The 13,700-nt window shown below is 47.5% G+C and carries 14 protein-coding genes; 2 read left to right on the forward strand and 12 right to left on the reverse strand.

Annotation, left to right across the window (positions count from 1 at the left end):
* Window positions 1-199 precede the first annotated feature (199 nt).
* From ispH to murJ, 6 genes are all read right to left on the reverse strand, one after another.
* Complete coding sequence (gene ispH / locus AYW76_RS18080) at window positions 200-1,153, reverse strand: 4-hydroxy-3-methylbut-2-enyl diphosphate reductase (RefSeq protein WP_067223847.1); 954 nt, start codon at window positions 1,151-1,153, stop codon at window positions 200-202.
* Window positions 1,153-1,578, reverse strand: coding sequence for an FKBP-type peptidyl-prolyl cis-trans isomerase (locus AYW76_RS18085; protein WP_067223850.1), 426 nt, complete (start codon window positions 1,576-1,578; stop codon window positions 1,153-1,155). The genes ispH and AYW76_RS18085 overlap by 1 nt, the downstream gene beginning before the upstream one ends.
* Window positions 1,568-2,080 (reverse strand): signal peptidase II, encoded by a 513-nt coding sequence (gene lspA, locus AYW76_RS18090; RefSeq protein WP_331709471.1) that lies wholly within the window; start codon window positions 2,078-2,080, stop codon window positions 1,568-1,570. The genes AYW76_RS18085 and lspA overlap by 11 nt, the downstream gene beginning before the upstream one ends.
* Window positions 2,080-4,902: an isoleucine--tRNA ligase gene (gene ileS / locus AYW76_RS18095; RefSeq protein ID WP_067223852.1), complete on the reverse strand. Its 2,823-nt coding sequence runs from the start codon at window positions 4,900-4,902 to the stop codon at window positions 2,080-2,082. Before ileS ends, lspA begins: the two co-directional genes overlap by 1 nt.
* Before the next feature lie 31 nt (window positions 4,903-4,933).
* Window positions 4,934-5,863 (reverse strand): bifunctional riboflavin kinase/FAD synthetase, encoded by a 930-nt coding sequence (gene ribF / locus AYW76_RS18100; protein WP_067223855.1) that lies wholly within the window; start codon window positions 5,861-5,863, stop codon window positions 4,934-4,936.
* 99 nt (window positions 5,864-5,962) lie between these two features.
* Window positions 5,963-7,522, reverse strand: coding sequence for a murein biosynthesis integral membrane protein MurJ (murJ, locus tag AYW76_RS18105; protein ID WP_067223883.1), 1,560 nt, complete (start codon window positions 7,520-7,522; stop codon window positions 5,963-5,965).
* 224 nt (window positions 7,523-7,746) lie between these two features.
* Between murJ and rpsT the strand changes: the two genes are divergently transcribed.
* On the forward strand, window positions 7,747-8,010 hold the full coding sequence (rpsT, locus tag AYW76_RS18110) for a 30S ribosomal protein S20 (RefSeq protein ID WP_067037142.1): 264 nt from the start codon (window positions 7,747-7,749) through the stop codon (window positions 8,008-8,010).
* Between the two features lie 63 nt (window positions 8,011-8,073).
* Here the strand turns inward: rpsT and AYW76_RS18115 are convergent, their stop codons facing one another.
* The 5 genes from AYW76_RS18115 to rplU form a co-directional block, all read right to left on the reverse strand.
* A complete protein-coding gene (locus tag AYW76_RS18115) occupies window positions 8,074-8,436 on the reverse strand; it encodes a diacylglycerol kinase (protein WP_067037140.1) in 363 nt (120 codons plus the stop codon).
* Window positions 8,437-8,449: 13 nt separating this feature from the next.
* Entirely contained in the window at window positions 8,450-9,574 is a 1,125-nt protein-coding gene (proB, locus tag AYW76_RS18120; RefSeq protein ID WP_139084535.1) for a glutamate 5-kinase, read from the reverse strand.
* A gap of 23 nt (window positions 9,575-9,597) precedes the next feature.
* On the reverse strand, window positions 9,598-10,782 hold the full coding sequence (cgtA, locus tag AYW76_RS18125; RefSeq protein ID WP_067037138.1) for an Obg family GTPase CgtA: 1,185 nt from the start codon (window positions 10,780-10,782) through the stop codon (window positions 9,598-9,600).
* Window positions 10,783-10,891: 109 nt separating this feature from the next.
* Complete coding sequence (gene rpmA, locus AYW76_RS18130; RefSeq protein WP_067037136.1) at window positions 10,892-11,152, reverse strand: 50S ribosomal protein L27; 261 nt, start codon at window positions 11,150-11,152, stop codon at window positions 10,892-10,894.
* Between the two features lie 36 nt (window positions 11,153-11,188).
* Complete coding sequence (gene rplU, locus AYW76_RS18135) at window positions 11,189-11,497, reverse strand: 50S ribosomal protein L21 (RefSeq protein ID WP_067037134.1); 309 nt, start codon at window positions 11,495-11,497, stop codon at window positions 11,189-11,191.
* 283 nt (window positions 11,498-11,780) lie between these two features.
* Between rplU and ispB the strand changes: the two genes are divergently transcribed.
* Window positions 11,781-12,770, forward strand: a complete 990-nt coding sequence (gene ispB, locus AYW76_RS18140) for an octaprenyl diphosphate synthase (RefSeq protein ID WP_067037132.1) — start codon at window positions 11,781-11,783, stop codon at window positions 12,768-12,770.
* Here ispB and AYW76_RS18145 read toward each other — a convergent pair.
* Window positions 12,733-13,695, reverse strand: coding sequence for an alpha/beta fold hydrolase (locus AYW76_RS18145; protein WP_067223858.1), 963 nt, complete (start codon window positions 13,693-13,695; stop codon window positions 12,733-12,735). The genes ispB and AYW76_RS18145 overlap by 38 nt on opposite strands.
* Window positions 13,696-13,700: the final 5 nt, after the last annotated feature.

A 13,700-nucleotide genomic window follows, 5' to 3' on the forward strand; every position in this document is an offset into this window, starting at 1 on the left:
TCAAAATTTTTAGAAGTCTCCAGCGAGCGCCCACACAAATTATCTGATTATCTATTTTAAAGAGCGTCTGACGCGTTGTGCTTCGTTGTTGTGAAGCGTTGTCCGTGTCAGTGGGTGCGTATAATACCCATCTGAATTTTCAGCGCAAGCACTTTTTGAAAAAAAGTTTTAATAAATTTTAAGAGCCTATTACTAAGCGTTACGTAACGTCGACAATGCGAAGCTCTTTAGGCATGGAGAAAGATACGTTCTCTTCGCGCCCCTCTAACTCACGAGGCGCTTCTCCACCCTCTTGCTTTAATCGCTCAATGACCTCATTAACCAACACTTCAGGTGCAGACGCACCTGCAGTAATACCTACAGCAGAAATTCCCGCAAGCCATTCAGGTTTAATCTCATTGGCGTTATCAATTAAGTAGGCTTCCGTTCCCATACGACCAGCCAACTCACGCAAGCGGTTAGAATTAGAGCTGTTTACGGAGCCAACAACGAGAACAAGATCACATTCTTGAGCTAGCATTTTCACAGCATCTTGGCGGTTCTGCGTAGCATAACAAATATCGTCTTTTTTCGGCCCTTGGATCTCTGGGAAGTTTTGGCGCAGTGCATCAATCACAATGGACGTATCATCCATTGATAATGTTGTCTGAGTTACGAAAGCGAGTCGACTAGGATCGTTCACTTTTAGACTGGCTACATCTTCTGGCTGCTCAACTAGGTAAATAGCACCGCCTTTGCTTGAATCGTATTGGCCCATGGTCCCTTCTACTTCAGGGTGACCATCATGACCAATCAATACACACTCCATACCGTCTCGTGAATAGCGCACAACTTCCATATGCACTTTAGTCACTAACGGACAAGTTGCATCAAACACTTTTAAGCCACGACGATCCGCTTCATTACGTACCGCTTGCGATACGCCATGCGCACTAAAGATCACAATCTGGTCATCAGGAACTTGGTCTAATTCGTCAACAAAGACGGCACCGCGCTCTTTTAATGACTCTACGACAAATTTGTTATGCACCACTTCATGACGAACATAGATGGGCGCTTCAAAAATATCCAAACAACGTTTAACGATTTCGATAGCTCGATCCACACCAGCACAAAAGCCTCGGGGATTCGCAAGATGAATAGCGAATGACATTAGGCCTCCTCTACCGCAACAATTTTGACACGGTAAATCAGAGTATGACCGGCCAACGGGTGATTAAAATCAACTTCCACCTGCTGCTCACCAATGCTCTTTATGACACCAGGTAATTCGTTTTTCGCCTGATCAGCGAACGATACAACCATACCTTCTTCAATGTCTATGCCAAACTGGCTGCGAGCCATCGTTTGCACATTACTCGGGTTATGGGCGCCAAAGGCTTTTTCTGGCGCCATAGAAAAGCTTGCCTCATCACCCGCTGACATTCCAATCAATACGGCTTCAAACTCAGGCAATAAGCTGCCGTCACCGTAAACAAACTGTGCAGGCGCACCGTCAAAATTGGAATCAACTAACTGGCCATCCGCCAAAGCCAATTCAAAATGTAACGTAATTCGGCTTTGTTCATTAATCGTCATTCTGTTTACCCTTGGGTTTTTTCTGAAACAACCCCTCTGCCAACATTAAAACCACTCCCACAGTGATCGCACTGTCAGCAATGTTAAACGCTGGAAAATACCAAGTGGATTGCCAATGGACTTGAATAAAATCGATAACATGTCCATAAGACAAACGATCATGCAGGTTGCCAATAGCGCCCGACATAATCAGCGTTAATGACAACGCTTCTAGCTTATGAGTGTGACCGATTTTTGACAGTCGCCAACTGATGCCTATGACGACAGCCATCGCAATCAAAGAAAAGAACCAACGCTGCCATCCGCCCGCTTCAGCCAAAAAGCTGAATGCAGCACCGGTGTTGTAACGCAACGTTAAGTCAAAGAAAGGCAGAAGAGGAATCTCCTGCCCATAGTATAAGTTTGCCTCAATGCCTTGTTTGGTCACCCAATCCAAGGCAAAAACAGCAATTGCCAGCGCCCACCAGCGCTGGACTCTTTGTATGCTCGTTCGCATCATCATTACGCGAAATGGCGCTGCTCGCCCTCGCCTTCCGGCAGGTTCGAGATACAACGATCACATAGCTCAGGATGAGACTCGCGCTTGCCCACTTCTTCACGGTGATGCCAGCAACGAACACATTTCTCTTTTTCGCTCACCAATACAGCTACTTTCAAGCCAGCAAGCTCTGTTTCTGCCGCATCTGCAGGCGCATCAGCCAAAGATGCAACGTTCGCTTCAGAAGAAATCAAGACGAAACGCAGCTCATCACCCAACTTCGATAGTGTCGCTTGCAACTCAGCGTCGCAGTAAAGTGTAATCTCAGCACTTAGGCTCGCCTTAATCTTGCCTTCCTTACGCACCGCCTCAAGCACTTTATTGGTGGCCATTTTGACATCCAATACTTGCTTCCAGAAATGGCGACCCAGCGCTTCATCACCGCTCAGTTCAAATAAGCCTTCATACCAGGTATCTAGGAATACAGATTCTGAATGCTCGCCTGGTAATTCTTGCCAGATTTCATCGGCGGTGAAGCTCAAAATCGGGGCAATCCAACGAGTGAACGCTTCGGCAATATGGTACAACGCCGTTTGCGCAGAACGACGCGCCAAGCTGTCTTCTTGTGTGGTGTACTGACGATCTTTGATGACATCTAGATAGAAACCACCCAAATCCAATGAACAGAAATTTTGAATCTTCTGCACCACAGCAAGGAACTGATACTCGTTATACGCTTCGTCGATCTCTTTCTGCAATTGAGCTGCACGGTCCACGATCCAACGGTCCAGTGCAATCATGTTCTCAGGCGCCACTAAATCTTTTGCCGGATCAAATCCAGTCAGGTTCGCCAACATGAAGCGCGCTGTATTACGGATACGGCGATAGCCGTCTGCAACACGTTTTAGAATCTCGTCAGAAACGGTCATTTCACCCGTGTAATCGGTTGCAGCGACCCAAAGACGAATGATGTCTGCTCCCAATGTCTGCATTACTTTCTGAGGCGAGACCACGTTACCCAGCGACTTCGACATCTTGCGGCCATCACCATCAACGGTGAAACCGTGTGTTAAGACACCTTTATACGGTGGCACGCCACGGATGGCGATCGAGGTTTTCAACGACGACTGGAACCAACCGCGATGCTGATCCGAACCTTCTAAGTATAAATCTGCTGGGAAGCTTAGCTCGTCGCGCTGATCAATGACTGAGTAATGTGTCACACCTGAGTCGAACCATACGTCTAGCGTATCGGAAACTTTGCTGTATTTGTCAGCTTCCTCACCCAACAGTTCTGCAGCATCCATCTCGAACCACGCATCCATACCTTCTTTTTCGATACGTTGTGCGACTTCTTCGATAAGACGAGGCGTTTCTGGGTGAAGCTCTTGTGTTTCTTTGTTGATGAACAGTGCAATTGGCACACCCCACGTACGCTGACGTGATACACACCAGTCTGGGCTATTGTTCAACATCCCTTCCATACGGTTTTGACCCCATGAAGGCGTCCATTTAACACCTTTCACAGCGGCTTTAGCATCATCCAGTAAGCCCTTCTCATCCATGCTGATAAACCATTGCGGCGTCGCACGGAAGATCAAAGGTGTTTTGGTACGCCAGCAATGTGGGTAGCTGTGGAAAATTTTCGATTGGAATACCAGCGCATCGTTACGACCTAAGGCTTCCAATACAGCATCGTCTACTTTGTAAACGTGCAAACCCGCGAATTCACCCGCCGCATCAGAGTAAACACCATTGTCTTGGACTAGGTTAATGGTACCGATACCATTTGCGCGACCCACGTTAAAGTCGTCAACGCCATGGTCGGGGGCGGTGTGCACACAACCCGTACCGGCGTCCGCAGTCACGTGCTCGCCTAGCAAAACAGGGATATCACGTTCCATAAATGGATGATTAAGCACCAAGCCACCTAGATCTGCGCCTACGGCACGACCAACGATACGATACGCTTCGTGACCGTAACGCTGCATGATGCCTTCGACCATATCTTCAGCAAATACAAGACGCTCTTTACCCGCCCCCATATCCACTTCGACCAATGCGTAGTTGAATTCTGGATGGATCGATACCGCTTGGCTGGCAGGCAGCGTCCAAGGCGTGGTGGTCCAAATGACAACCGACACTTTGCCCTCACCTTCGACATCAGAGAACTTACCTAAAAACGCGGCTTCGTCTTGTGGTGCATAACGCACATCTAAAGACAAAGACGTTTTATCTTGATATTCCACTTCCGCTTCGGCCAGTGCCGAACCACCCACAACACTCCAGTAAACAGGCTTGAAGCCTTTTACTAGATGGCCGTTTTCAGCGATTTTACCCAATGCGCGCACGATGTTCGCTTCGGTAACGAAGTTCATCGTTAGGTAAGGATTTTCCCAGTCGCCCATCACACCCAGACGGATGAAGTCTTTCTTCTGCTCTTCCACTTGCGTGTAAGCGTACTCACGACACTTTGCGCGGAAATCTTTGAACGATACTTTATCGCCCGCTTTACCGATCATCTGCTCAACTTTGTGCTCGATCGGCAAGCCATGACAGTCCCAACCAGGAATGTACGGTGCATCGTATCCACTAACGGTTTTAGATTTAACAATAATGTCTTTGAGGATTTTGTTAACCGCGTGACCAATGTGAATGCTACCGTTGGCGTATGGAGGGCCGTCATGAAGAATAAAAGACTTACGTCCTTTACTCACTTCACGTACTTTGTTGTAAAGATCCATATCTTGCCAGCGTTGCAACATCGCAGGCTCACGTTTTGCTAGATCACCACGCATAGGGAATGCGGTTTCTGGCAAATTCAGCGTTGGTTTATAATCACTCATGGTTATTCGATTTATCCTCAAAGATCATCGGTCACTGATTGGAGAAGAAGCGAAGCGCCTCTTCTTTGTCACATTGAATTTGTTTTTCCAATTCGTCCAAGCCATTCATTTTGCGCTCAGGACGAATAAACTGGCGGAATGTCACCTCTAAATATTGGGTGTACACATCGCCACTAAAATTAAATAAGTGCACCTCAAGTATTGGCGTTTTGCCATCTACTGTTGGCCGAACTCCGATGTTTGCCACACCCGAGTATTCCTTCCCATCCACTGGAACGGTCACTGCGTACACCCCAGACAAAGCAGGGGTAACGCCTTTCAAAAAGATATTAGCGGTTGGGAAGCCTAAACGGCGTGCCAACTGTTGGCCGCCAACCACTCGGCCACGCATGGTAATTGGGTGACCTAACATCGCCTGTGCTGACACCATATCACCTTGGTTTAATTGTTGTCGCACCAAGGAGCTACTGATACGCAAACCTTCCCCATTTAAAATGGACGACGTATTCTCAACATCAAACCCATGCTGGGCGCCAAACGCTTCTAAGTATTCAAAGTTGCCTTGACGGTCACATCCAAAGCGGAAGTCATCACCGACCACCAAATGCTTAACCGCTAAACCGTCATGCAATATTTGCTGGCAGAAAGCGTGCGCATCTAATGTCCGTAGTCGCGTATTAAACGGCATGCAAAGAACATAATCGATATCATGCTTCGATAATAATGCCACTTTATCGCGCAAGCGAGACAAACGACCAGGCGCATCTTGGGGCGCAAAAAACTCGCGCGGCTGCGGCTCAAAGATCATAATGCCCGACGGCGCCCGATAGTGCTCAGCTAATGACTTAACTCGGTTAAGGATCGCCTGATGCCCAAGATGTACGCCATCAAAATTACCAATTGTCAGCACACCATTACGTTGCGCGTCTTGGAGATTGTGAATACCCCGAACCAGTTCCATATCACCTCGTACCGGCAAAAACTCAATTAGCCGCTGAAAAAATAACCGCGATTATATAGTACTCCCCCCCGCAAAGGTAGGGAGCAACACACCCGCAACTTAATCTTGCGCGCGCAAATGACGCATTCTTAGACCCGCCGCCAGCAAACCCACACCATAAAGCAGCACACCAACGACCACTACGATCGCCATATGCCGAATACGCTGCCAACTGGAAATGTCCGTCCAAGCAACATTCAAACTCTGGTAATACCACAACCAAGCCAGTAACAAGCTCGAACCAAGCAATAAAACTCGAAGTATTAACCACCAATTTCGTGAAAAACGGTGGCAACCATCACGGTGCAATCCAATCCAAAGCAGCAATGCATTCAACCCTGCTGATAAACTTGTCGCTAGAGCCAAGCCCACGTGCCCTAGAGGCCAAACCAATATTACGTTAAACACCATATTGGCAATCATCGCGATAACCCCAATTTTAACCGGTGTTTTTGTATCTTGGCGTGCGTAATACCCCGGCGCCAATACTTTAATCAACATCATAAAGACCAATCCCAACGAATAGGCCTGCAAACTCATCGCTGCCATATCGACGTCATGAGCCGTTAACTCACCACGATAGAAAACCGTCGCAATAATAGGCTTAGCTAAAATACACAGAGCCAACGCCGAAGGGACCGAAATCAATAACAGTAAACGCAACCCCCAATCCAAGGTGTTCGCGAAATGCGCGCTGCGCTCGCTCGAAAAACTACGCGACAGTGACGGCAAAATAACGGTACTGATGGCAATCGCAAAAATACCTAACGGTAATTCATACAAACGATCCGACAGATAAAGCCAAGTGATACTGCCCGTTTCAAGCAATGACGCCAGCACCGTATCTAGTAATAAATTAATCTGACCAACTGACACACCAAACAACGCTGGCCCCATTAATAACAAAATACGCTTCACGCCAGGATGAGCAAACCCCACTTTTGGGCGCGGCAACAATTTTAACCGAGCTAAAAAAGGCACTTGAAACAACAGCTGCACAACACCGGCAGCAAACACCCCCCAAGCAATACTCAACTCTGCTTGGCTGGCACTGCTGGCAAAACCTAATGTTGCTACCAACAATGAAATATTTAAAAAGATAGGCGTAATGGCCGGCACACCGTATTCACCGTGGGCGTTTAGTATCCCGCCCGCCAATGCGGTGAGTGATATAAATAGCAAATATGGAAAAGTCACGGTCAACAACGTCGACGCCAACGCCAGCTGCCCCGGATTATCCGAAAAACCTGGCGCAAACACATACACAACCCAAGGAGATGCCACCATGAAGATGGCCGTCATTGCCAGCAACACCAAGGTCAACGACCCTGTCACCGCCGCAATGAGCTCACGCACAGCATCGTGCCCTTCGTTAACGCGATAATCGCTTAACACAGGGACAAACGCTTGAGCAAACGCGCCTTCCGCAAATAAACGACGAAAAAAGTTCGGGATTTTAAAGGCCACATAAAAGGCATCGGCACCTGCACTGGCACCTAATACATAAGCCAATGAGGCATCACGAGCCAGCCCAAGGATGCGAGAAAGAAATGTACAAATAGAAACCAGTAACCCGGAACGTAATAGTGATCGACTTTTAACCGATGGCGTGTTCGACATAAGATCATGTTCTGCCTGAAAATTTGCCCAAGAATAGCATTTAGCTGGTGACCAAACAGCCAAAAAATATACTTTTCACGAGTAATAATGTGTGTTTGGGGTTGTAGCAAAGCCAAAAACTGGTAAAATCCGCCGCGAGATTTTCAAGTTTAAACTTGACATTCACAAGCGACTCAACAGCCCGTTGTATCGTTTTAATTATAGAAGATTGAAGGAGCCAGACTGTGGCAAACTCCGCCGGTTCAAAAAAACGTGCGCGCCAGGCGATCAAGCGTCGCGCTCACAACGGTAGCCTGCGCTCTATGGTGCGCACATACTTGAAAAAAGTAGATGCAGCTATTGAAGCAGGAAATCAAGAAGAAGCTCAAGCAGCATACTCTGTTGCAGCGTCTAAACTAGACAAAGCAGCTGACAAAGGCCTATATCACAAAAACAAAGCAGCTCGCCATAAGAGCCGCTTGAATGCTAAAATCAAAGCATTGGCCTAATCCCATAAAAAAACCGGCGTGAGCCGGTTTTTTTATGTCTAGTCTTTACACGCTTCGGCTCTACTAGTTAAACAGCAAGAACAACCAAACCACTCCCGCTAAACTCAAACTTAACATGACGGCCGCTGAGCCTAAATCTTTCGCACGACCTGATAATTCATGCTTTTCATCACTGATGCGGTCAACAATCGCCTCAATACTCGAGTTAATGGTTTCCACTACTAAAACAATACCGACTGAAAAAATCATCAACGCTTTCTCTAGGGCTGAATCTCCAAACCACAACGCCAACGGCAGAGCCACCAAAAATAGCCACACCTCTTGACGAAACGACGCCTCATAACGCCACTGAGCACGCAGTCCTTGATAAGAGTAACGCGTAGCATCCAACATGCGCTCTAAGCCAATTTTCCCAGGTTTTGCCATGCAACCGCTTCCTCTAAATAATCACTAGGTCATCGCGATGAATCAACTCTGGCTCGCCCTCATAGCCTAAAATGGCATAACGCTCGCTGGATGGTTTACCTAACAACTTAAGTGTTTCAGCAATACTGTAGTTCACCAAACCACGCGCTACGATATTTCCAAGCTGATCCACACAGATCACCATATCGCCTCGCGAGAACGTTCCTTCGGCGTCTTTAATACCAACCGGAAGTAAACTGGTGCCAGATTGACGCAAAGCACGTACCGCACCATCATCAATAATCAAAGTGCCGCGACTCTTAAGATGTCCTGCCAGCCATTGCTTACGAGAAGCCGAACGACCATGCTCAGGTTGCAACCATGTCCCTAGATTCTCGCCATTTGCGACTCGCAAAATAACACTCCCCTCACGACCGGATGCAATCACTGTGTGAGCGCCTGAGCGCGCCGCTAAGCGCGCTGCACGAACTTTCGTCAGCATCCCCCCCGTACCCAAAACGCCAGCACCACCGCTCGCCATAGCGTCCAGAGTGTCATCGCTTGCTGAAGCATGCTGTATTAATGTTGCATCTTTATGATCACGAGGGTTTTTATCAAACAACCCTTGCTGATCCGTCAAAATAATCAATACATCCGCCTCAACCAAGTTAGCAACCAACGCCCCTAAGGTATCGTTATCACCAAAACGGATCTCGTCGGTTACAACGGTGTCATTCTCATTAACTATGGGTACAGCGCCAAGCTTTAACAGCGTTCGCAGCGAAGATCGGGCGTTTAAGTATCGGCGACGGTTGGATAAGTCGTCGTGTGTCAGCAAAATTTGCGCGGTACACAGACCATGCACTTCAAAATGAGATTCGTAAACGCCTACTAGCTCCATCTGCCCTACCGCGGCAGCGGCTTGCAATTCGTTTACTTGTGTCGGTCGTGAAGAGAAGCCTAGGCGTTTCATGCCTGCCGCAATGGAGCCGGAAGAGACTAATACTACCTCTTTACCCTGAGCTCGCAGTTGTGCAATCTGCGCAACCCAAAGCCCAATATTGCCGACATCTAGCCCTTGACCATCGTTAGTCAATAAAGCGCTACCTATTTTTACAACCACTCGTTGAGCGGATGCAATCTTCTCTCTCATGTCCATCTACAGCTTATCTCACTAAAAGTTTATCGAACGTATTCAACGTCCACATCGTAATCGTCTTCATCAAAGTCATCGTCGTCCGAGCCATTACGGCGATTCTTACGAAGTAGACGAATGCGATCGCGACCTTCTTCATCAATCAATTCACGAATTGCGCGCTCTTCAGCTCGAGCATTGTCATCTTCGGCTAACAGTTCACGTTTTTCGTCTAGCGCGGTCATCAGATCAAGACACAGAACCTCAGTCCCTTCACCGGAAATCGCTGAGATACGGTACGTTTTACCTTCCCAGTTCAATGCGTCGATCACACTTTGACAGCGTTCCTCACGCTCACTTTCTGGCACCATATCAAGCTTGTTCAGAACCAGCCAGCGCTCACGTTTCTCCGCCAATGCAGGCGAGAATTCATGCAGTTCATTCACCGCAATCTGAGCCGCTTGCGCAGGTGTCACGTCGTCCCAAGGCGCCATATCAACGATATGCAAAAGAATACGGTTACGCACCAAGTGCTTTAAGAATCGAATCCCTAAACCCGCACCTTCTGCCGCACCTTCAATGATTCCTGGAATATCGGCAATTACGAAGCTTTGATGCTTCTTAACTTTTACCACACCAAGGTTTGGCACCAGCGTAGTAAACGGATAATCCGCCACCTTTGGCTTAGCCGATGACACTGAACGGATGAAGGTAGACTTACCCGCATTCGGCAGCCCCAACAGCCCCACGTCTGCCAAGACTTTCATCTCTAACTTGAGGTTACGCTCTTCACCCACCGTCCCTTTCGTCGTTTGACGCGGCGCACGGTTTGTACTCGATTTAAAGCGAGTATTCCCCAAACCTTTATGGCCACCTTGCGCCACTTTCAAGCGCTGACCAATTTGCACTAAATCGCCTAGCGTCTCACCAGTATCTTCATCAATAACCGTTGTACCAACCGGCACTTTGATCTCAAGATCCGGCGCTTTAGAGCCAGTCATATCGCGGCCTTGGCCACCTTGACCATTTTCAGCAATGTATTTTTTGGTAAAACGGAAATCGATCAGTGTATTCAATGACTCGTCGGCCACCAACATCACACTGCCGCCGTCACCACCATCGCCACCGTCTGGGCCACCTTTGGCGACGAACTTTTCTCGCCAAAAGCTTAAAGCACCGTTACCACCTTTACCTGCGCGAACATAAATCGTGGCTTCATCAACAAATTTCACAAAATCACCTCTTAGGTGCGTTATCAGAGTTCAACCGCCCTGATTATAGAATTTTTCCAAAAAAAAAGCCCCGCGCTGCGGAGCTCTTTTTTAGTGATTCGCGATGCGATTAGGCAGCAGACACAACAGAAACTGTGCGACGCTTGAATTTACCTTTCACTTCGAATTTCACTTGACCTTCAGCAACAGCGAACAAAGTGTGGTCTTTACCAACACGAACGCCTTCGCCTGCGTGGAATTCAGTACCACGTTGACGAACAAGAATATTACCTGGGATCACAACCTGACCGCCGAAACGTTTAACACCTAAGCGTTTCGACTGACTGTCGCGACCGTTTTTAGTACTACCACCAGCTTTCTTATGAGCCATGATTTACTCCTAAATATTAAATCTTTAAACGCTTAATTAGTTAATACCAGTGATTTTCACTTCTGTGAACCACTGACGGTGACCTTGGCGTTTCATAGAGTGCTTACGACGACGGAATTTCAAGATTTTAACTTTGTCGCCACGGCCGTGTGCAACAACTTCAGCTGTCACTTTCACGCCTTCAACAACTGGCGCGCCAACTTTTACGTCGTCGCCGTTGCTTACAAGAAGAACTTCGTTAAAGTCGATTGCAGAACCGGCTTCAACAGCTAGTTTCTCAACTTTAAGAGTTTGACCTTCTTGTACACGGTATTGCTTACCGCCTGTTTTGATCACTGCAAACATTATCTCTCTCCAAATGAATTTGCCCGGCTACTGGATTGTATTTGACCTACTTCTAGTGGCTTACAAACATATACCCTTCAAGGGCTTACATTTCACCATATGATAGGGAGCAAAAGTGTGGGCAAATCGGACGCCGAATTGTACAAAAGAGAACCAACAAAAACAAGCCAATTCACCTTCCGATCAGTATTTTTACTGTTTTGGGTTGACCCGCTGTAGGAGCTTACCTAGCATTGACGCCTCTTGCTGTTCGGCTTGACTATATTTTAGCTTCGGAAGTTCCATGCAACCTACTAATATTCATGACGTGGTGGCCGATGAATTCGGTCAAGTAAATGACTACATTGTTTCGCAACTTAAGAGCGAGATCCCTCTCATCGAGCAAATTGGTTACTATATCATTAGTAATGGCGGCAAGCGTTTGCGCCCGCTAATGGTGTTACTGTCAGCCCGTGCTGCACAATCTGCTAACGGTCTTAGTGAAACCTCTTTGAGCAATGCCGTGAAAATGGCCTCTATTATCGAGTTCATTCACACCGCTACATTGCTACATGATGACGTGGTTGACGAATCCGATATGCGCCGCGGCAAAAAAACCGCCAATGAAGAATGGGGCAATGCGCCCAGCGTCTTGGTAGGAGATTTTCTATATACTCGAGCGTTTCAAATCATGGTCGACGTAGGCAGTTTCCAATGTATGGAAATCCTATCTGGTACTACCAACATCATCTCGGAAGGTGAAGTTCAGCAGCTAATCAACTGCGGCGACCCAGATACTACCGAAGAAAGCTACATCAAAGTCATCCAATACAAAACAGCAAAACTGTTTGAAGGTGCTGCCTTATGTGGCGCTGTGGTGGCCGAAGCCAGCGACGTCTACCAAGAAGCGCTACGCCAGTATGGTATGTATGTTGGAACTGCATTCCAGCTCATCGATGACGTTATGGACTACACTTCCACAGCAGAAGAAATGGGCAAGAGTGTGGGCGACGATCTAGCAGAAGGAAAACCGACCTTACCGCTGATCTTTACCATGAAGCATGGAACTGAGGAGACCAAACAACGCGTACGATCCGCCATAGAGACCGGCGGCCTAGAAAATCTAGAGACTATTCTTGCCGATGTACGTGATTGTGGCGCGATCGAATACACAGAGGCTGAAGCCAGAAAACAATCTGACCTCGCTATTTCTGCAATCAGCATTTTACCTGATTCACCTTATAAGCAAGCCCTGATTAACTTAGCCAATGCGGCGGTAAATCGTCGCACCTAAGTACAAACCCCGAGCGTTTTAACGCATCAATGGTTTCACCGTTATGATCAATCACCGCACGCACCAAGCGTGCGGTTTGCTCCGGCTGCTGCATCATAAAACAATGGTCACCTTGCACTTCAATAAATCGTAGATTTGAGTTCATTGTTTGCGCTAAGCGATAGGATGCTTGAAACATTTCATGCGTATCCGTCCCCCAAATCACATATGTTGGTGTCTCAAGCTGCGCTATCGCTTGCCATAACATACTAGGAGAGCTACCAAATACAGCGGCTTCAAGCCATGGTGGACAATTTAATTGTCGAAAACCTTCCTTGTTTTCATGCGTTGAATACGTCACATAATCCTGTAAACACCGATCTTGCCACCCCGCAAACGTCCCTCGACCTCGCAGACGGCTCAGTACTTCCTGTGTATCACGCCACAGCGTTCGCCGACGCTCGGTTTGTCGAACCAGAAGCAACTTTGAGCGTTTATCCTGCTCATTCATATCGTTCAATTGCGCAATCATTTCTGGTGGATACCAAGCCGGATCCAACAGGACCATTTGCTTAAATAGCTGCGGTTCACGATGATTCATGAGTAGCGTCATACACCCCCCAAAGCTATGACCCACGCCGACTAAATCTTTCCATTGCTGAATCTGTTTCTGCTCTATTAACGCCCGATAAAAGCGATATGAAGACTCTTCCCATCCCGCAAATCGATCACCTGCAGGAGATAAACCATGACCCGCCGCATCCTGCAGCATGAGATCCTCCAACTCTGCAATGCCTTCTAACAAAGCGTCATAGCTGCGTACCGCAAAGCCATTACCATGAAGAAAATGTAAAGCTTGGGAGGGGTTTTCGAGCAAGCGCAAATGAATCGATAATGTGGTCTCTGCCACTGATACTAATTTTTGTTGATAGGTGATCGTGCTCATATTTG

This window comes from Marinomonas gallaica (assembly GCF_001639745.1).
GTDB lineage: Bacteria > Pseudomonadota > Gammaproteobacteria > Pseudomonadales > Marinomonadaceae > Marinomonas > Marinomonas gallaica.

Excerpts from the sequence above, each read along its gene's own strand:
- ispH (WP_067223847.1), bottom strand. The coding sequence starts at position 1,153 with ATGTCATTCGCTATTCATCTTGCGAATCCCCGAGGCTTTTGTGCTGGT.
- AYW76_RS18085 (WP_067223850.1), bottom strand. The coding sequence starts at position 1,578 with ATGACGATTAATGAACAAAGCCGAATTACGTTACATTTTGAATTGGCT.
- lspA (WP_331709471.1), bottom strand. The coding sequence starts at position 2,080 with ATGATGATGCGAACGAGCATACAAAGAGTCCAGCGCTGGTGGGCGCTG.
- ileS (WP_067223852.1), bottom strand. The coding sequence starts at position 4,902 with ATGAGTGATTATAAACCAACGCTGAATTTGCCAGAAACCGCATTCCCT.
- ribF (WP_067223855.1), bottom strand. The coding sequence starts at position 5,863 with ATGGAACTGGTTCGGGGTATTCACAATCTCCAAGACGCGCAACGTAAT.
- murJ (WP_067223883.1), bottom strand. The coding sequence starts at position 7,522 with ATGTCGAACACGCCATCGGTTAAAAGTCGATCACTATTACGTTCCGGG.
- AYW76_RS18115 (WP_067037140.1), bottom strand. The coding sequence starts at position 8,436 with ATGGCAAAACCTGGGAAAATTGGCTTAGAGCGCATGTTGGATGCTACG.
- proB (WP_139084535.1), bottom strand. The coding sequence starts at position 9,574 with ATGGACATGAGAGAGAAGATTGCATCCGCTCAACGAGTGGTTGTAAAA.
- rpmA (WP_067037136.1), bottom strand. The coding sequence starts at position 11,152 with ATGGCTCATAAGAAAGCTGGTGGTAGTACTAAAAACGGTCGCGACAGT.
- rplU (WP_067037134.1), bottom strand. The coding sequence starts at position 11,497 with ATGTTTGCAGTGATCAAAACAGGCGGTAAGCAATACCGTGTACAAGAA.
- ispB (WP_067037132.1), top strand. The coding sequence starts at position 11,781 with ATGCAACCTACTAATATTCATGACGTGGTGGCCGATGAATTCGGTCAA.
- AYW76_RS18145 (WP_067223858.1), bottom strand. The coding sequence starts at position 13,695 with ATGAGCACGATCACCTATCAACAAAAATTAGTATCAGTGGCAGAGACC.